General features: G+C 53.7%; 14 protein-coding genes. 8 read left to right on the top strand and 6 right to left on the bottom strand.

Going from position 1 to position 18,238, the window contains the following annotated elements; genetic code table 11:
- The first annotated feature begins 75 nt into the window (after positions 1-75).
- Both CA264_RS20435 and CA264_RS20430 read left to right on the top strand, forming a co-directional pair.
- On the top strand, positions 76-720 hold the full coding sequence (locus CA264_RS20435) for an O-methyltransferase (protein WP_025609268.1): 645 nt from the start codon (positions 76-78) through the stop codon (positions 718-720).
- 310 nt (positions 721-1,030) lie between these two features.
- The gene (locus CA264_RS20430; RefSeq protein WP_036777650.1) at positions 1,031-3,319 is read left to right on the top strand and encodes a LysM peptidoglycan-binding domain-containing protein; all 2,289 of its coding nucleotides are present in this window, start codon (positions 1,031-1,033) and stop codon (positions 3,317-3,319) included.
- Positions 3,320-3,760: 441 nt separating this feature from the next.
- On the opposite strand, the gene CA264_RS20420 is transcribed toward CA264_RS20430, so the two are convergent.
- Positions 3,761-5,080, bottom strand: a complete 1,320-nt coding sequence (locus CA264_RS20420; protein ID WP_025609265.1) for an MFS transporter — start codon at positions 5,078-5,080, stop codon at positions 3,761-3,763.
- A gap of 422 nt (positions 5,081-5,502) precedes the next feature.
- On the opposite strand from CA264_RS20420, the gene dnaE reads away from it, so the two are divergent.
- Together dnaE and trxA are read left to right on the top strand one after the other, a co-directional pair.
- On the top strand, positions 5,503-9,126 hold the full coding sequence (gene dnaE, locus CA264_RS20415; RefSeq protein WP_025609264.1) for a DNA polymerase III subunit alpha: 3,624 nt from the start codon (positions 5,503-5,505) through the stop codon (positions 9,124-9,126).
- A 595-nt stretch (positions 9,127-9,721) separates the two neighbouring features.
- Entirely contained in the window at positions 9,722-10,048 is a 327-nt protein-coding gene (gene trxA / locus CA264_RS20410; protein WP_025609263.1) for a thioredoxin, read from the top strand.
- 71 nt (positions 10,049-10,119) lie between these two features.
- On the opposite strand, the gene CA264_RS20405 is transcribed toward trxA, so the two are convergent.
- Complete coding sequence (locus tag CA264_RS20405; protein ID WP_025609262.1) at positions 10,120-10,626, bottom strand: DUF421 domain-containing protein; 507 nt, start codon at positions 10,624-10,626, stop codon at positions 10,120-10,122.
- 41 nt (positions 10,627-10,667) lie between these two features.
- The gene (locus CA264_RS20400; protein ID WP_025609261.1) at positions 10,668-12,599 is read right to left on the bottom strand and encodes a hypothetical protein; all 1,932 of its coding nucleotides are present in this window, start codon (positions 12,597-12,599) and stop codon (positions 10,668-10,670) included.
- A gap of 126 nt (positions 12,600-12,725) precedes the next feature.
- Between CA264_RS20400 and CA264_RS20395 the strand changes: the two genes are divergently transcribed.
- Together CA264_RS20395 and CA264_RS20390 are read left to right on the top strand one after the other, a co-directional pair.
- The gene (locus CA264_RS20395; protein WP_025609260.1) at positions 12,726-13,142 is read left to right on the top strand and encodes a DUF5329 family protein; all 417 of its coding nucleotides are present in this window, start codon (positions 12,726-12,728) and stop codon (positions 13,140-13,142) included.
- 66 nt (positions 13,143-13,208) lie between these two features.
- The gene (locus tag CA264_RS20390; RefSeq protein ID WP_025609259.1) at positions 13,209-13,565 is read left to right on the top strand and encodes a SpoIIAA family protein; all 357 of its coding nucleotides are present in this window, start codon (positions 13,209-13,211) and stop codon (positions 13,563-13,565) included.
- A 90-nt stretch (positions 13,566-13,655) separates the two neighbouring features.
- On the opposite strand, the gene CA264_RS20385 is transcribed toward CA264_RS20390, so the two are convergent.
- Entirely contained in the window at positions 13,656-14,687 is a 1,032-nt protein-coding gene (locus CA264_RS20385) for an isoaspartyl peptidase/L-asparaginase family protein (RefSeq protein ID WP_025609258.1), read from the bottom strand.
- A gap of 108 nt (positions 14,688-14,795) precedes the next feature.
- On the opposite strand from CA264_RS20385, the gene CA264_RS20380 reads away from it, so the two are divergent.
- On the top strand, positions 14,796-15,368 hold the full coding sequence (locus CA264_RS20380; protein ID WP_025609257.1) for a hypothetical protein: 573 nt from the start codon (positions 14,796-14,798) through the stop codon (positions 15,366-15,368).
- Positions 15,369-15,534: 166 nt separating this feature from the next.
- Positions 15,535-16,245 carry an OmpA/MotB family protein gene (locus tag CA264_RS20375; RefSeq protein WP_025609256.1) on the top strand — a complete coding sequence of 237 codons (711 nt, stop codon included), beginning with the start codon at positions 15,535-15,537 and terminating at the stop codon, positions 16,243-16,245.
- Between the two features lie 72 nt (positions 16,246-16,317).
- Here the strand turns inward: CA264_RS20375 and CA264_RS20370 are convergent, their stop codons facing one another.
- Entirely contained in the window at positions 16,318-16,842 is a 525-nt protein-coding gene (locus CA264_RS20370) for a DUF6141 family protein (RefSeq protein ID WP_025609255.1), read from the bottom strand.
- A gap of 166 nt (positions 16,843-17,008) precedes the next feature.
- Positions 17,009-18,148 (bottom strand): cystathionine gamma-synthase, encoded by a 1,140-nt coding sequence (locus CA264_RS20365; protein WP_025609253.1) that lies wholly within the window; start codon positions 18,146-18,148, stop codon positions 17,009-17,011.
- Positions 18,149-18,238: the final 90 nt, after the last annotated feature.

The raw sequence follows: 18,238 nt of genomic DNA, 5'->3' as shown, positions 1-18,238 counted from the left end.
GTGTAGATTGAAGGGGGACAGCAACCGCATCTTCTCTTCGTACATTTGCACATCACCTTCTTTTCAAACCTGCTCATGGAATTTATAGACGAAGAACTGCTGCAGTATTCCGAAGACCACACCTCGCCGGAGAGTGATCTGCTGCACCGCATAAACAGGGAAACGCACCTGAACGTGATGAAGCCGCGTATGCTCTCCGGGCATTTGCAGGGCCGCTTGCTCTCGCTGTACGCCAAAATGATACAGCCAAAGCAGATTCTGGAGATCGGCACCTACACCGGCTACTCGGCCCTGTGCATGGCAGAAGGCCTGCAGCCGGACGGCATGCTGCACACCGTGGACAAAAACGAGGAGCTGGAAGACCGGGTACGCGGTTATTTCGACGCTTCCGGCTACGGCAGCCAAATCAAGCTGTACATTGGCAACGCCCTGGACATTGTGCCGACCATAGACGCAGCGTTTGACCTCGTGTTTATAGACGCCGACAAAATCAACTACAGCCGCTACTACGACATGGTGATCGACAAAGTACGCCCCGGCGGCTACATTATTGCCGACAATGTGCTCTGGAGCGGCAAGGTGCTGGAGAAGTACCGCCGCAAGCTGGACGAGGACACCAAAGCCGTCATGGATTTTAACCTGTACGTGCACCAGGACGAGCGCGTGGAGAACATCCTGATGCCCGTGCGCGACGGCCTGATGATCGCCAGGAAAAAATAATACCCTGCAGGAGAGGCACCGCCCTCTCCTGTTTTTCACCTCCCTCCTGCCGCCGCTCCGGCTAACCGCCTATACTTCTGCCGCTTAGCGCGCCAGGGCCCGCCTGCAGAAAACTTCTGCCCTTTTTATCAACAAAAAATAATGCAAGAACTTGGTCAAGCGTTTTAAATGCGAGGCTTTTTACATTAATTTTGCATCTGCTATATTATATCTGAACATATTAGCATAGAGCTATTTATCTATAGTTAACTCAACAGAAAGTAGAGCCGATCAGTCCACCGTTTTAGCCAAACATTTAGAGTACCACGCCATGAGGAAATCCTTTACCGCCCTTCTCACGCTTTTGCTTCTGCCGCTGCTTGTGCTGGCGCAGGGGGTAACAGTGCCCAAAAACATTTATTTTGCCGATATCCACCTGAATATCTCAGATGGAGCACAGGCGGAGATACAGAAAAAGGTGGATGCCCTTCACCGCAACCAGACCTACTTTAAAATTAAGGTAGACCTGGCCGATGCTTATTTCCCGGTGATTGAGCGTGTTTTTAAAGAAGAAGGCGTGCCGGATGACTTTAAATACCTCGCGCTGCAGGAAAGCGGCCTGATCGGGGATGCCATTTCTACCTCAAACGCCGTGGGGTACTGGCAGTTTAAGCGCGAGGCCGCCCTGGACTTTAACCTGCGCATGGACAAAGTGGTGGACGAGCGCCGCCACATTATTGAGGCAAGCCGTGGCGCGGCACTGTACTTTAAGCGCAGCAACAACTACTACAACAACTGGTTCAACTCCCTGCTCTCCTACTACCTGGGCTATACCGGGGCCAAAGCCTACACCAAGGCATCTGACCAGGGCGCCCGGAAAATGGAGATCACCGAGAAGGCCCACCCATACGTGATCACCTTCCTGGCACACAAAGTTGCCTACGACAGCTTTATTGGAAAGGCCAGCCCGCCTGCCGTGTCGCTGCGTGAGATGCGCGCCAACCCTGGCCAAAGCCTCTCGGAAATCGCGCTGGCCACCAAAACTGACTATGCAGAGCTGGAGAAGTATAACAAATGGCTGCTGGGCAACTCTATTCCTTCTGATAAGGATTACTATGTGATGATACCGGTGCGCAATGGCAACGAAGGCGGTTTTTTGGCCTCCGCGAAGGACAATAACCATTCGCTTACCCACCAGGCAGGCACCCGGAAAGCCTCCGCAGCCATGGTCAAGCGCAACAACCTGAACGCGCTCGTAGCCCGCGAGGGCGATACCAAGGATAAGCTGGCCCTGCAGGCAGGCATCTCCACCCGCCGGTTCCTGAAGTACAACGACATGTACAGCTTCGACAAAGTAGCGCCGGGCACGGCTTACTACATCGAGAAAAAGCGCACCAGCGCCGACACGGAGTACCACGTAGTGCAACCGGGCGAAACCATGCAGATGATCTCCCAGCACTACGGCGTTAGGCTGGGTTGGCTGCTGTTTAAGAACCGCATGAAGCGTAACGAGGTACCGGTGCCGGGCCGTGTGCTGTGGCTGCAGAAACGCCGCCCGGGCAGCACACCGGTAGAGGTGCGCGACCTGGACAAGAAGAGCGTGGCAAACACCTCCAAGCAGGCATACGAGCCTGTGGCAGAAGCATCAGCCGAGCCGAAAGAGAACATCTTCACTCGCTTTATTAACAGCCTGAAAGGTAACCGCCAGGAAACAGAGCCACAGGAAACACAACCGGCTGTAGAAAGAAAGGCCGCTGCCGTAACCCAGGAAGCCGAGCTTGTGGAAGAAACAGCACTGAAGGAAGTGGAGGAAGAAACGGCGGAAGCAGTAACTGCAGCCCCGGCACCTGCTGCAAAGAAGACTGCCACGGCCCTTTACCCGGGTACAGCCAAAGCGGCGGCCCAGCCAAAGCCAGCGGCCGAAAAGCCTTTCCCGGCAGGCACTGGTGCACCTGCACAACAAAAGGTGGTAGCTGCGGAAACGTTCCCATCCACCGCCCCCCCTGCTGCTACGCCTGCACCGGCACAAAAGCAAACAGGCACCCCCACAACGCATGTCGTGAAACAGGGTGAAACGCTGTACGGCATCTCCAGAATGTACGCCGTGACGGTGAACGACCTGGCTACCTGGAACAACTTAGGCGATACTCCTCTGAAGATGGGACAGGAGCTGCTTGTTGCCGAACCGCAAATGCAGCCAGAACCAGCTGCCACAGCAGAAGCAGTGGCAGAAGACGCAGCGGAAGTGCCGGCTACCTTGCTGAGCACCAGCAGCCCCTACCACAAAGTGGCGGCTGGCGAAACGCTTTACCAGATTTCCAAAAAGTATAACGTGTTGTTGGAGGAGCTGCGCCAGTGGAACAGCTTAGCGGACAACAGCATTCAGCTAGGCCAGGAACTACGGATTAAGGCTCCTGCCACCACCACTGCTGCCCCTGCTTCCGAAGAGGCAGCTGCACCAGCGGGTAACAGCCGTGTGTACCATACCGTAGCTGGTGGCGAAAGCATGTACCAGATCTCGCGCAAGTATGGCGTCACGATCAAAGACATCATGGAGTGGAACAACAAGTCCGACTTTTCTGTGAGTGTGGGCGAAAAGCTGCTGATCAAACAGAAGTAGTTTTAGACACCGTAGCACATAGGCTTTGGAACAGGGGCAGCATTCAGAAGCTGCCCCTGTTTGTTTTCGGCTACTTATGGCGGCCCCCACATACTCCATTGCTTTAGATTGATCTCTCCCGTGTGTAAGGAGGAGGAAAAGGTTTCAGCCAAAGCAGCTGGAGGAACCACCTCAGCTTTGGCTACCGAAAACTGTTCCAGCCTCTCCGGTGAGCGCTTATGTGAGTTTTTCCGGTGACGAGCGCGAGCGAGGCAGCCCGTGGCACAAGCGGACGCTTGCGCCAGAAAAGCTGTTTTGTAGTTCAGCTGTATGGATGGCTTTTCAAGCCAGTCGAGTTGCAAACTCGACATCATAGTAAGACACAAATCTGAAGACTTGCGCCAGGAAAACGTCAGGAAAGGACTGTAAAAGAGCCAGAGATGGATAAGTACGTTAACTCCCTTACCTCTCCTCCGGCGGGGCGCTCAGGTTGGAGGCGGACTGTAGCCCCGTGGCAATCTCCGGCACAATGCCCAGGCGCTCGTAAATCGGCTGCACCATGCGGCGTAGCTTTGGCCGGTTTATGGCAAACGGAATGATGCTGAACGCGCAGAGCACACCGCAGCCCGCCAGGGTGTACCCTACCCCGACCTGCTCCGCCACGGAGCCGGCCAGCATACTCCCAATCGGAGCCATCCCCATAAAAGCAGTGGAATAAAGGCTCATCACGCGGCCGCGCTTGTCGTCATCCACCAGCGTTTGCAGCAGGGTGTTGCAGGAGGCCATCGTCACGATCATTCCGAAGCCCGTAAACAGCATGAGCGCCAGCGAGAGCAGCAGCATGGTCGAGAAGGAGAAGGCAATTAGGGCCAGCCCGAAAAGCGTCATGGTAAACAGCAGGACCTTCCCCAGCCCCACCACCGACTTGCGCTGCGCCAGGAACAACGCCCCGCTCAGGGCACCCAGGCCAGAGGCTCCCATCAGGTAGCCCAGTGTGTTGGCGCCACCGTGCAGGATGTCCCGGGCAAAAACAGGCAACAGCACGGTAAAGGGCATCCCGAACAGGCTCAGCAGGGCCACAATGATGATCAGTGCCCGTATCGGCGGAAAGCCGAAGGCGTACTGGAAGCCATCGCGCAGCGACTGCCATACTTTGCGCTGCTGCTGCACCCGCTCAAAAGGCTTCAGCCGCATCAGCAGCAGCGAACCGATAACGGCCACATAACTGACCGCGTTTATGAGAATACACATGCCCTCTCCCACCGCTGCTATCAGCAGGCCGGCAATGGTTGGCCCCACCAGCCGTGCCATGTTAAACATGGAGGAGTTCAGGGCAATGGCGTTACTCAGGTCCTCGCGCCGCTCCACCATCTCGACCACAAAAGCCTGCCGCGTGGAAATATCAAACCCGTTTATAACGCCCAGAAACGCACTTAAAGCCAGCACATGCCAAATCTCGATGGTATCGGTCAGCACCAGCACTGCCAGTGTCGACGCCTGAACCATGGAGAGGGTCTGGGTAACCAGCAGCACCTTGTGCCGGTTAAACTTGTCGGCCAGCACCCCTGCAAAGGGGCCAAGTATAAACGAAGGAATCTGGCTGGAGAAAGTAACCGCGCCGAGCAGGAACACGGAATCGGTGAGGCGGTACACCAGCCAGCTAAGCGCAATCTGCTGCATCCAGGTACCGATAAGGGAGATACCCTGCCCCACAAAGAACAACCTATAGTTACGCGAGCTCAGGGCCCGGAACATACCGCTCAATTTTTCTACTGCTGCCATAGTTTATACTTCGCTGCACTTTCCTCAGCACAAGCCTTTGTTTACGAGAGGTTCAAGTGTTAGAGTTACTTTTACAGCCACTCTTGAAAGAGCACAAGACGCAAACCCCAAGCCATAAGCCCCAGGTAAATTTACGGCAATTCTGCCCGGCTGCGGGGACTATACCTGCCTGATTTTTGTTACAGATAAGGCCACTTTAAGTTTGGGAGGAGGCCCGATTATCCGTAATTTTAACATCCCGAGCTGCGCCAATTTAGAATTAAAAATTAGAAATTATGAATGCAGGGAAATCATACTTTCCCTGAGATTTGTAGGTCTAAGATGATTCTAAATTTAACAACTGGTACAGCATTGGTTAAAATGGCCTTTAGCAACATAAGTCATTTCTAATTCATAATTTTTAATTTCTAATTCCTAGAGATTTGCCTGTTTTTTCGCATTTACATACCCACACACAATACTCGCTGCTCGACGGCCAGGCCAGCATCAGTGCGCTCATGAAAAAAGCGCAGGCCGATGGTATGCCTGCCGTAGCCATGACGGACCACGGAAACATGTTTGCCGCCTTCAACTTTGTGGCCGAGGCAAACAAGTATAACGTGAAGCCGATTGTGGGCTGCGAGTTTTACCTGGTGAAAGACCGCCACCTTAAAACCTTCAGCAAAGAGGTAAAGGATGTGCGCCACCACCAGTTATTGCTAGCCAAAGACCAAGAAGGTTATCAGAACCTGGCCAAGCTTTGCTCACTCTCCTACATAGAAGGTGTGTACAGCAAATGGCCCCGCATTGATAAAGAACTGCTGCTGAAGTATAGCAAAGGCCTTATTGCCACCAGCTGCTGTATTGGTGCCGAAGTGCCACAGGCTATACTTTGGAAGAGCGAAGAAGAGGCCGAGGAAATCTTTAAATGGTGGCTGGATGTGTTCGGGGAGGATTATTATATCGAGATTCAGCGCCACGGCCTGCAGAACATAGATGGCACCGGCAAAAGCCAGGAAGACATAAACCAGGTGCTGCTAAAGTGGGCGAAGAAGTATAACGTAAAAGTTATCTGCACCAACGACTCGCACTATGTAGACCAGGAGGATTGGAATGCGCACGATATCCTGCTGTGCGTAAATACAGGCGAAGATCAAAGCACACCAGTTGGCGATTTCCAGACAAAGTATTACCGCTTTTTGTCTGATGACCAGAAGGTAATTTATGATACGGTGGAGAACGTGCGCAGCAAGTATAGCAACCACTCCACTGTGCGCCAGATGCTGAATCGTATTGATGAGGCCGGTCCGAAAACACGCTTTGGCTTCCCGAACGACCAGTTCTACTTCAAAACGCAGGCCGAAATGAACGAGCTGTTCAAGGATGTGCCGGAGGCTGTAGATAACACCAACGAGATTGTAGACAAGATCACGCCGCCAAAACTGAAGCGCGATATCCTGCTACCAAACTTCCCGATACCACCTGAGCACGCTGGTCCTGACGCTTTCCTGCGCCACCTCACTTATGAGGGAGCCAAGAAGCGCTATACAGACATTACCCCTGACGTAGAGGAGCGCCTGGATTATGAGCTGCGCATTATCGAGACGATGGGCTTTGCCGGTTACTTCCTCATCGTGCAGGACTTCATTAACCGTGGCCGCGATATGGGCGTGTTTGTGGGGCCTGGTCGTGGTTCGGCGGCTGGTTCTGCGGTGGCTTACTGCATTGGTATCACCAACATCGATCCGATCAAGTATAACCTGCTGTTCGAGCGATTCCTGAACCCGGAGCGTGTGTCGATGCCCGATATTGATATTGACTTTGACGACGTGAACCGCCAGCGTGTAATTGACTACGTGGTGGACAAGTATGGCAAAACGCAGGTAGCCCAGATTATTACCTTTGGTACGATGGCGGCTAAATCATCCATCAAAGACGTGGCGCGTTCTACCTCTTTACCTTTGGCAGAAGCCAACGAACTGGCGAAGATGGTGCCTGATACTCCGGGTACAACACTGGCGAAGGCCTTTATGGAGAACCTGGATCTGGCTGCTATCCGTGAGGGTACTGACCACCGTGCTGCCGTACTGAAGCTGGCCGAAAAGCTGGAAGGCTCTGTGCGAAACACAGGTATACACGCCGCAGGTGTAATCATTGCCCCGGACGATATCACGAACTACATCCCGGTTTCGACTTCTAAAGACGCCGACCTGCTGGTAACGCAGTTTGATGGTAAGGTGATTGAGAGTGCCGGTATGCTGAAGATGGACTTTCTGGGGCTGAAAACCCTAACCATCATCAAAGATGCACTGGAGCTTATCAAGAAGAACCACGGCGTTGAAATCGACATAGATGAAATTCCGATAGATGACGAAAAGACGTACCAGCTTTACCAGCGCGGTGATACCATTGGTACGTTCCAGTTCGAGTCGGAGGGTATGCGCATGTACCTCAAGGACCTGCAGCCTACCAACATTGAAGACTTGATTGCCATGAACGCCCTTTACCGACCGGGCCCGATGCAGTTCATCCCGAACTTCATTAACCGGAAGCATGGCAGAGAGGACGTAGAATACCCGCACGAGCTACTGGAGCCAATTCTGAACTACTCGTATGGTATCATGGTGTACCAGGAGCAGATCATGCAGACGGCCCAGATTCTGGCAGGTTACTCGCTGGGTGGTGCCGACTTGCTTCGCCGAGCTATGGGTAAGAAGGACATGAAGAAGATGGCCGAGGAGCGTGAGAAATTCATAGCCGGTGCCGCCGAAATTCATAAGATTCCTTCTAAGAAGGCTTCTGAGGTGTTCGACGTGATGGAGAAGTTTGCCCAGTACGGCTTTAACCGCTCCCACTCCGCTGCTTATTCTGTCGTAGCTTATCAAACAGGCTACCTGAAGGCGCACTACCCTGCTGAATACATGGCTGCTGTGCTTACCAACAACATGAACGACATCAAAAAGGTGACGTTCTTTATCGAGGAAGCACGCAAGCAAGGTGTAGCTGTACTTGGCCCTGACGTAAACGAATCCTTGCTGAAGTTCAATGTGAACGAGCAGGGGCAAATCCGTTTTGGTCTGGCTGCGATAAAAGGAACCGGTGAGTCTGCGGTAGATGCCATTATATCAGAGCGCGAGGCGAACGGCATGTACCAGGATATTTTTGACTTCTCTAAGCGTGTAAACCTGCGGGCGGTAAACAAAAAGACCTTTGAAAGTATGGCATTGGCTGGTTGCTTCGACTCATGGGAGCTTTACCACCGCGCCCAGCTAATGGAGGTGCCGGAAGGCGAAAGTATGAGTTTGCTGGAGAAAGCCGTGCGCTACGGTAACAACTACCAGGCAGAGCAACAGGCGGCACAGCAATCACTTTTTGGGGGTAGTGCCGCCGTGGCAGCGCCAATGCCTAAAATACCTGAAGTACAGCCCTGGACGCAGGCAGAGATGCTACGCCGTGAGAAAGAGGTGGTAGGCTTCTACATGTCGGGCCACCCGCTCGACCAGTTTAAGCTGGAGATAGACTCCTATTGCACTTGTGCCCTTTCGAACATCGAAGAGTATAAAAACCGGGATGTGAATGTGGCCGGCATGGTAACCGATGTGGTTATCAGAACGGCTAAAAACGGTAATCCCTTTGCGCTCTTCACTATAGAAGATTATGACACCACCATGCAGATGGCGCTGTTTGGAGAGGACTATGTAAAGTTCTCGCCTTACCTGAAGATAGGTTTATACTTGTTCATCAGGGGCAAAGTGCAGCTGCGCTATAAAACCGAGGACCAGTGGGAACTGAAGCCGCAGAACATACAGTTGCTCGGCGATGTGATGGACAAGATGGCACAGGGCGTACAGCTCAACATCAACCTCCAGCACTTTACACCAAACCTGGCCGAGGCGTTGGAAGGTGCCATTGTTGCGAGTGTCGGACAAAAGCGCCTGGAAATCACGCTGCACGTGCCGGAGGAGAAACTGGCCCTGCCCACCTACTCCCGCAAGTATAGAATTGATCCGAAGCTGTTTATAACGTCGATCAAGGATATGGGGCTGGGTGAGTGTAAGCTAATCTAGATTCAGAAGCAAAAGACTCATCAGGTGAACAGAATGGAGGTTCTGTAGCTGATGCAAGTATAAAAAGAGGTACGCTGCTGTAGCGTACCTCTTTTGTTTTGCTGCAGGCCGTGTACTCATTTTGGTTCTTTGGCTTTGCCTTGGAGAATGAGCGTTAGGCCAGAGCCATCACCTGCAAAAAGGCCACTGCCTTCCGCTACAGCGTTGCAGCACCTGTATAAACATGCGTTTTTTACTGCTGTAGCCCAGCTCCGGTAAGTGCACTGGCGCGGGAGGGCTACCCGTAGCTGGGCTGCTGAAACAGCAAAGAGAAAGCCACCTTAGCCCCTCTTCCCGACACGCTGCAGCCACCCCTCAGCACTTTTTCGCCGCCTGTAGTTGCATCCGAAACTTTTATTTACAACATTTGTTTATACAAACAAATAGCATCCTATGGCGCTTACTACCGTAAGTATAACAAATGCCGTGGTTTGCTGTTCTTGGTACCACCAGCACGACAGCTTGTCAGGCATGGGGAGTTTGGCGGCGTATTTGCCAAACCTATATTAGTTACTATATTTAAACTTTGAACCAAACACAACAAAACAATAACGTTATGGCTAACAAAGCGATAGAAATCACAGACGCGAATTTTGATGAGATCATCAATTCAGATAAACCGGTATTGGTAGACTTTTGGGCTGAGTGGTGCGGACCGTGCCGCATGGTAGGCCCGATCGTAGAGGAGCTGGCTGGCGAGTACGAAGGCAAAGCCGTGATCGGTAAAGTAGACGTAGACGCGAACCCACAGACTTCTGCCAAGTTCGGCATCCGCAGCATCCCGACGCTGCTGGTTTTCAAAAACGGCGAAGTAGTAGACAAGCAAGTGGGCGCTGTGCCTAAAAATGTGCTGTCTCAGAAGCTGGACTCTCAGATGGCGTAAGCTATTAAAAGCAGAATGCATAAAAAGGCCTCCCAAAAGCTATTTGGGAGGCCTTTTCCGTTTACAGCGCCTTACTCGCTGCAGATGATGCTGATGTTGCCGCTACGCTCCAGATAAGCGGCGCTGATGTTGCTGATGTCGGGCTTATGGCCAGCGCTGCGCAAGGCTTCGAGTATATCGTTCTCGGTCACGCTGCTGCTCGCCATCGTCTCCCGCTGCAGCTCTCCGTTTTTCACGAGTATCTTTGGCTTGCCCTTAATGATGTTACCGAGGCCGAAGTTCGTGTGGTAAGCCAGGGAAGCAAGCCCCTTGTGCAGCATCACCAGCGTAAAGGCAGCCGCAATAGTGGGCCAGAACGGCGCATTGCCGGTAATGGCACGGCTCAGCACAGAACCGTAGATAACCCCCAGCACAATGTCGAAAGCTGTGTTTTTGCCGAAGATGCGGTGGTTGCCGATCCGGATAATGAGCAGCGCCGCAAAGAATACCCCCACCGCCCTGAACGACATCTGCCACCAGGTCAGGGTCTCGTCATGGATGCCGAAAAGAAAGTTAAACGTGTCCTGTACTTCTTGCATACTCCTGAGAACGCTTCGCTCAGCAGGAGGTTATAGCTGCACTAGCTTGCATCGCCGCAATTGCAGAGATTTTTATCCAGCGTGTAGAGAATATTGAAGTTGCTCTCCACCTCGTTTATCAGGTGTTGCAGCCGCGCATTATACTCCTGCACCTTCGATAGCTTATCCTCCCCCAGTTCCAACTTGTTCAGGCTGTCCAGCGATTTAATGGAATTGCCCAGCTCGTTGTTCTTCTCATACATGCGGCTAATGTACTGGTCGAGCATCTGGTTGGTGGTAGATGAAACCGTTTGCAGGTTGTTCTCGATGCAGAGCTGGTGCTTCAGGTACTTGAACACCGTTGCCTCGGCCACCAGGTTCAGCTCCTCTTTCTTCTTTAGGGCCTGCTTTAGCTTATAGCCGTCGTAGCGCTTGTTGTATTCGGTAATGGCTTCGCGCACTTTGTCGCGGCAGCTCTGGCACTTGCTGGAGGTGGCCTTGTCGAGCAGGGCGTTGCGCTTAGGCAGCGTGGCATCGGTTGCCTCCGTACTGCTTAACTCCTGCACCTCCTTCCGGAACACCTCGTTATACTGCTGGTCCTCCAGCTTTTTGGTGAGGCGCACAATGGCCTCCCCTTCCACCGATGCCGACAGGAACTCCGGCTTTGGCAGCTCCACGGCGTAAAGCCTTGCCAGGGCAGCCTCTCGCTTCTCCGGCGTGTCCCATGCTTTGGCATTGTTCTCTATGTCGCCCAGCGTGTTCACCAGCAGCTTACCGTTTTTCAGGTTGTGGTCTGCCTCCAGGTACAGGTCGGCGTTGCTAAGTATGGCCTCATACTCCGGCCTAAAGATGTTCAGATACGTGCTGTTGCCAGAGAACTCTTTCTCGCGGGCGTCGAAGGTGCCTTTCAGGCGCTTGTACTCCTGCACAATGCCGAACAGGTTTTTGGCGTTAATCTCCGGGCTGTTGTTGCGGTAGTTCAGGCGGTACGTGTTCAGGTTCTGCTTCATGTCAGCAAACACCCGCAGAAACTCCACATACAGCTTCTCCTGCCTGAACGTCTCGTCGTTGATCATCTTCTGCTCATAGGCCGCCTGTATCTTCTGCTTGCGCTTTTCAATCAGGTCCAGCGTCACCTCGTCGCCCGTCAGCACATCCATTTTGTAGAGCGATTTGTAGTTCGCCACCACCATAAACGGGTAGTCTTTGTAGCCGGTCATCTCCTCCAGCTGGCGGCGGTCCAGCTTGTTGGGGTGCTTCTGCAGGTAGTCGGTCAGCTTTACGGTTTTGATGTCCACCTTCTTCACATCGCTCGGCACAAACACATAGATGCGCACCGAGTGCAGGCGCGTGTCAAAGTCCTGGCCCTCGTAGAGCCGGATCGTGGAGCTGAACTTGTACTCCCTTTTGGTGGTGCGGGCACTCAGCAGGTTGCCGAACTCCCCCACCAGCGACAGCACAGCCCCAGTGGGCGTGGTGAGTTTGGAGATGTTCATGAGCTGGTTGGCCACCATGCTGAACACCTGGTCGCTCTCGCCGTTGGTAATGGCCTTGGCGTTTATAACGGCGTCAATGTTGTTGCCCCCGGAGCCGAGCGGCATCTTATCGATGATGCGCACCACCTCCTGGTGGTCGCTCACCTGCGTTTTATAGTCGCGGCTATCCTGTGTGATGGAGAAGTTGTAGAGGGGGTACACAATGTCGTCGTTGCCGAAGATCTTCATGTTCTTCAGCTGCGCCGTGATCAGCAGGTACTCCAGCACATTGCCGTACTTCTTTTTTGGTTTCCGGGAGCCGGTCTCCAGCTCGTTCAGCACACGGGTAAACCTGTTGCCGTTATAGAGGTAAATGTCTGTGGAGAGGTACTGCCATTCATCCGAAAACTGAAAATCATCGTTGTAACTATAGCCCAGGCGGGTTTCTATGTTGCGCTGAGCAAAAGCTGCCTGCTGGCACACTAGCAGAAACGCTAGCGCTAAAACTATTCTTCTCATAAAAACGCTATTGTCTTGAGTGGTGGCTGCCGGTGGCACCCACCGTTGCTGAGCCCAATAAACGCTCAGGCTTGTATATAAGTGCATTAAAGTTGCTAATAATAACGCTATAATCATAAAATAAAAATGAAAACAAAGAGCTGGCGCTACGCAGTGCTACCCGTAATCCTGGCTGTCGGAATTGTCTCTGCACAAGATGTTAAGGCCCAAATAACAACAGACACGTCTGCTGCCACTGCCACTGCAGCGCCTTACACCGAGGAGCAGAAGGTAAACCACCTGATACAAGTAATCTCCAAAATGGAGGGGGCCACCTTTATCCGCAACGGCAGCGAACACACCTGTGCAGAAGCGGCAGAGCACCTGGAGTCTAAGTGGGAGAAGCACAAGGATGATGTGCAGACGGCCCAGGGCTTCGTGGAGAAGCTTGCCTCCCGCTCCGGCCTGACCGGCGAGCCTTACAGGATACGCTTTGCAGACGGCACCGAAAAAACGACCAACGAGGTGCTGATGAGCGAACTGCAGCAGGTGGAGCAGCGATAAAGGCCGGGTTCTAAACGATACCGTGCTGCCTTCGTAAGGCAAGGTAGAACAAACGTCTATACTTTCATGCTACAACTACTAGAACAATCCAAAGGAGACCTGGTGGCTTTCAGGATATCAGGCAACGTAGACCGGAACGATTACGATGTAATGCTGCCGGTGCTGGAGGAGCGCATAAAGCAACATGGCAAAATCCGTGTGTATGCAGAGGTACAGGATGTGGAAGAGTATACCTTAAAGGCCCTGTGGGATGATATTAAGTTTGACCTGAAGCACGCCGCCGACTTTAGCAAAGCCGCCCTGGTGGGCGACAGGAAGTGGATTGACTGGCTCTCCACGATGGCCAAGCCCTTCACTTCGGCCGAAGTCCGGTACTTCGACTTCAGCCAGCGCGAGCAGGCCTGGGAGTGGATTCACGCATAGGCGGCAGCAGGAGAGGCAACACCCGGAGAGGAACAAAAAGGGGCGGGAGAACCACGCCTCCCGCCCCTTTTTCTATTTAAGCCGGTCTGCTTAGTCTTTGTAGATGTACACTTCGGCTTTGCCGTTCTTCATGAAGCCGCGGTACATCCCCGCCGAGTTGAAGGGCATGGCCACGTTACCGTTTTTGTCGAGGGCAATAACACCGCCTTCGCCGCCGCGGCCCACCAGCTTCTTCATCACCACCTCCTCAGCGGCCTTCTGCACAGGCCATCCTTTGTAGGCCATCAGGGCGGCAATATCGTGGGCCACCACGTTGCGGATAAAGTACTCCCCGTGCCCGGTTGCCGATACGGCGCAGGTGCTGTTGTCGGCGTACGTGCCGGCACCGATGATCGGGGCATCGCCCACCCGGCCGTAGCGCTTGTTGGTCATGCCGCCGGTAGAGGTTCCTGCCGCCAGGTTGCCGTAGGCATCCAGCGCCACACAGCCCACGGTGCCGAACTTGTTGCCCTCTGTAAAAATATTCTCGCTGCTGCTGGTGCCGCCGTCGTGGTCCAGCTGCGTTTTCTCCTCCCCCTTTATTTTCTGCAGTTGGTTGAAGCGCGTTTCGGTGTAAAAGTACGACGGGTCCACAATCTCTACGCCGTTCATTTTGGCGAACTTCTCGGCCCCGTCCCCGATCATCATCACGTGCTCCGACTTCTCCATAACGGCACGCGCCGCCGATATAGGGTTTTTAATGGTGGTTACACTGGCCACGGAGCCGGCCTGCAGCGTTTTGCCGTCCATCATGGCGGCGTCCATCTCGTTTTTGCCTTCGTTGGTGAAAACCGCCCCCTTGCCTGCGTTAAACAGCGGCGAGTTTTCCATCACATGTATCGTAGCCTCTACGGCATCCATGCTGGTGCCGCCTTTCTTCAGCACACCGTAGCCAACCTGCAGCGCCTCGTTCAGTTTTTCGCGGTACGCCTTCTCTTTCTCCGGCGTCATGTTGGCGCGGGTAATGGTGCCGGCCCCGCCGTGTATCACCAGCGTTATTTTACTGTAATCGGGTTTCCCCTGTGCCATGCTCACAAAGGCCGTAAGCAGAAACAGGCACAGCAAGTATAAGCTCTTTTTCATGTTTCGGTGTACTTGTGCAGTTCGTTAATACCCTGTTAAGATAAGGCTTTTTGGCGTATGTAGAACAAAATCCTCAACTTGCCGCCTGTACCCATCATCCCCGCACCTATGTTTTTACTCCGGCTACGCCATTGGCAGGCTTTCCTGCTTCTCTTCGTTCTTCCGTTTCTGGTGCAGTACGGCCTGTTGGCCCTGCTTGATGCCCTGAACGTACGCACCGGCGATGCCGTGGCCATGCTGATCGACGCCCTGCCCGCCACGGTGTACACGCTCTGGCTGTGGCAAACGGGGCTTTGGCTGCGCAGGAGGCTGCCGGCAAGTATAAAACCCGCGCCGCTATACTTTCACCTGGGCACGCTGTACCTGCTGCTCTACACCCTGCTGCTGGTCTACACGCTGGCCCTTGTGCGGGAAAGCGTGGTGGGCGGCACTTTGCCCCTGGGCATGCTGGTGCTGCTGGTGCCGCTGCACTTGCTGGCTACACTTTGTTATCTCTATATAGTATATTTTATGGCTCGATTATTGGTAGAAGTAGAGCAGCAGCGAGCGGTTGATTTCGGGGAGTTTGCAGGGACTTATTTCTTTTTCCTGCTGCTGCCACTGGGCATTTGGTTTCTGCAGCCGCGCCTGCGCCGGCTGTATCTTACCGAGGCACAGGCAAATGAAATAAATACCTTGTAAAAAATATAGCTCCTGTACAATATTCTAAAGAAGTCGCCGTTCTGGAACAGAAACGCACGGTAAATTATTGGTTTTTATAGAGTTTTGTTGGCTTGCAGCCTTATCTTTTACCATATTTGTAACCTATATTCTCAAACATTATCCAAACAACTATTAACTAACACCCATGAAATTCAACTTCTTCAAAGCATCTCTGGCGCTGGCATTAGGCTCCACGATGATGGTATCTTGCGTTTCCTCAAAGAAATACGAAGACCTGCAGGCTAGCAAAGAAGCGCAGGAGCGTGAGCTGGCTGCCTCTAAAGCAAAGGTAGACGAGCTGTCTTCTTCTCTGAAAGACCGCGAGCAGAAACTAGCTGACATGGAGCGTGCCATGAACGAGCAGCAGAAGATCCTCGACAACCTGAAGAACGAGGTGAACACTGCCCTGCAAGGCTTTAACCAAGGCGACCTGAGCGTATCAGTGAGAGACGGCAAAGTATACGTGTCTATGTCTGATAAGCTGTTGTTCCCTACAGGTAGCACCAAAGTAAACCCAGGAGGCAAGAAAGCGATTGACCAGCTGGTAAGCGTACTGAAGAAGAACCAGGAAGTTGGTGTAATGGTAGAAGGCCACACAGATGACGTTTCGGTAATGAACGGTATGAAGTACCTGACTGACAACTGGGACCTGAGTGTGCTGCGTGCCACTGAGATCACCCGTCTGATGACAGAAAAAGGCCTGTCTCCGGACAGAGTAACGCCTGCTGGCCGTGCTTTCTACATGCCGGTTGACACAGGACGTACTGCTGAGGCGAAAGCTAAAAACCGCCGCACTGAAATCATCCTGACTCCAGACTTTACAGAGGTTTACAAAATCCTGGGCATCAAAGCCTAGTACATACCTCTTCAATACAGGAAGCCGGTGCCTCTTCGGAGCCACCGGCTTTTTTTGTGCCCTTGCCTGTGCTTACAGGCCCGCTCTGCCCGCCATCTGCTTGGCCTCCCCTATCGCCCGGAACAGCTCCTGTGCCCGCTGCGAGCCGATGAGCAGGGGTTTCTTATTGTAGAAGTGGAGCTGCACGCCTTTATTGCCCGACACGTTGTAGGCCCTGCCCTTCCAGCTCCAGCGTATGCCCCAGCCACCGTAGTCGCTGATGGGGTTGTAGGTAACCAACTCGTAGTCGCGGACCAGGTGCAGCGGGATTTTAACCGGGCGCAGGTGAAAAGGCCAGAAGCGCACCCGCACCTCCCCCGGCTGCACCTCTGTTGTGAGCGACATGCGGTAAAAGAAAAAGGGCAAGCCCAAGCCCAGCAGCACAAACAGCAGCGTAAGCCCCGGCACGGACGCCGGATGGCTGCCCAGCGCGCCGCCGCACAGCACCTGAGACACAAAGCCCACCCAGAAGATACTGGCCACCCCCAGCACCACCACCCACAGCCAAAACTGGCTGAACCGCTGCCGCTCCCTGTAGACGATGTTTTTTTCGGACACTAGACGTTAGAAAAAGATGTAAGACGAACCTGTAAGATTGCTTACGTGCCGGGTGTGCACAAAGATGGGCCGCGTTAAAACGCTCTAAAAAGACGCGCCGCCTGCTTTACCAGCAGGCGGCGCGCCCTCATGTACAAGAAAGCCTGGCGTCTTGTGCCCCTGCAAGCTAACCGATGGCTTGCTCCAGGTCGGCAATCAGGTCTTCGGCATCTTCCACGCCCACGCTCAGGCGAATCAAGGTGTCGCTCAGGCCCGCCTTCATGCGGTCTTCGCGCGGAATGCTGGCATGCGTCATGGTGGCTGGGTGCCCGCACAGCGACTCTACGCCGCCCAGAGACTCCGCCAGTGCAAACAACTTCAGGTTCTCCAGCAGGCGCGTCGCGTCGTCCACATTATCGCCTTTCAGCTCAAACGACACCATGCCACCGAAGTCGCGCATCTGCTTTTGGGCTACCTCGTGGTTCGGGTGCTCCTCAAAGCCCGGCCAGTACACCTTCCCTACCTTTGGGTGCCCTTTCAGGTACTCCGCCACCTGACGGCCGTTCTGGCAGTGGCGCTCCATGCGCAGGTGCAGGGTCTTCAGGCCGCGCAGCACCAGGAAGCAGTCCTGCGGCCCCGGGGTGGCACCGCAGGAGTTCTGGATAAAGGCCAGCTGCTGGTTCAGGCCGTCGTCTTTTACGACAACCGCGCCCATCACTACATCCGAGTGGCCGCCCATGTACTTGGTGAGCGAGTGCATCACAATGTCAGCGCCCAAATCCAACGGCGTTTGCAGGTACGGCGTGGCGAACGTGTTATCCGCCACCAGCAGCAGGTTGTGCTTTTTAGCCATGTCAGCGTAGGCCTTGATGTCGAGGATGTTGAGCAGCGGGTTGGTTGGCGTCTCCACCCAGATCATCTTTGTGTTTTCGTTGATCAACCCTTCCACGTTGCTCAGCTCCTGCATGTTGGTGAAATGGAACTTAAGGCCGTAGTTACGGAAGATTTTGGTGAAGATGCGGTAGCTGCCTCCGTACAGGTCGTTGGTAGAGATCACCTCGTCGCCGGGCTTCAGCATTTTCATGATGGCGTCCACAGCGGCCATGCCCGAAGAGAAGCAGAGGCCGTGCTTGCCGTTCTCCAGCGCCGCCAGCGCATTCTGCAGCTGGGTGCGGGTTGGGTTGTGCGTGCGGGAGTATTCGTAGCCCTTGTGGTCTCCGGGGGAGCGCTGCACATAGGTGGAGGTTTGGTAAATAGGCGTCATGATAGCGCCTGTGCTCGGGTCTGGCTCCACGCCAGCATGTATAGCTTTTGTTCCGAATTTCATAGGTTGTGTTTTATACTTATGAAAGAATAATACTCCCCTCCTCCTGCCGCTGTGCCACATATACGGCACCGGTTTGGCCGGGGGAGCGTT

The sequence above is a fragment of the Pontibacter actiniarum genome (genome assembly GCF_003585765.1).
GTDB classification, from domain to species: domain Bacteria; phylum Bacteroidota; class Bacteroidia; order Cytophagales; family Hymenobacteraceae; genus Pontibacter; species Pontibacter actiniarum.
This window is presented reverse-complemented; position numbering and strand designations above follow the sequence as displayed.

Coding starts and splice junctions, on each gene's coding strand:
- CA264_RS20435 (WP_025609268.1), top strand. CDS start 76: ATGGAATTTATAGACGAAGAACTGCTGCAGTATTCCGAAGACCACACC.
- CA264_RS20430 (WP_036777650.1), top strand. CDS start 1,031: ATGAGGAAATCCTTTACCGCCCTTCTCACGCTTTTGCTTCTGCCGCTG.
- CA264_RS20420 (WP_025609265.1), bottom strand. CDS start 5,080: ATGGCAGCAGTAGAAAAATTGAGCGGTATGTTCCGGGCCCTGAGCTCG.
- trxA (WP_025609263.1), top strand. CDS start 9,722: ATGGCTAACAAAGCGATAGAAATCACAGACGCGAATTTTGATGAGATC.
- CA264_RS20405 (WP_025609262.1), bottom strand. CDS start 10,626: ATGCAAGAAGTACAGGACACGTTTAACTTTCTTTTCGGCATCCATGAC.
- CA264_RS20400 (WP_025609261.1), bottom strand. CDS start 12,599: ATGAGAAGAATAGTTTTAGCGCTAGCGTTTCTGCTAGTGTGCCAGCAG.
- CA264_RS20395 (WP_025609260.1), top strand. CDS start 12,726: ATGAAAACAAAGAGCTGGCGCTACGCAGTGCTACCCGTAATCCTGGCT.
- CA264_RS20390 (WP_025609259.1), top strand. CDS start 13,209: ATGCTACAACTACTAGAACAATCCAAAGGAGACCTGGTGGCTTTCAGG.
- CA264_RS20385 (WP_025609258.1), bottom strand. CDS start 14,687: ATGAAAAAGAGCTTATACTTGCTGTGCCTGTTTCTGCTTACGGCCTTT.
- CA264_RS20380 (WP_025609257.1), top strand. CDS start 14,796: ATGTTTTTACTCCGGCTACGCCATTGGCAGGCTTTCCTGCTTCTCTTC.
- CA264_RS20375 (WP_025609256.1), top strand. CDS start 15,535: ATGAAATTCAACTTCTTCAAAGCATCTCTGGCGCTGGCATTAGGCTCC.
- CA264_RS20365 (WP_025609253.1), bottom strand. CDS start 18,148: ATGAAATTCGGAACAAAAGCTATACATGCTGGCGTGGAGCCAGACCCG.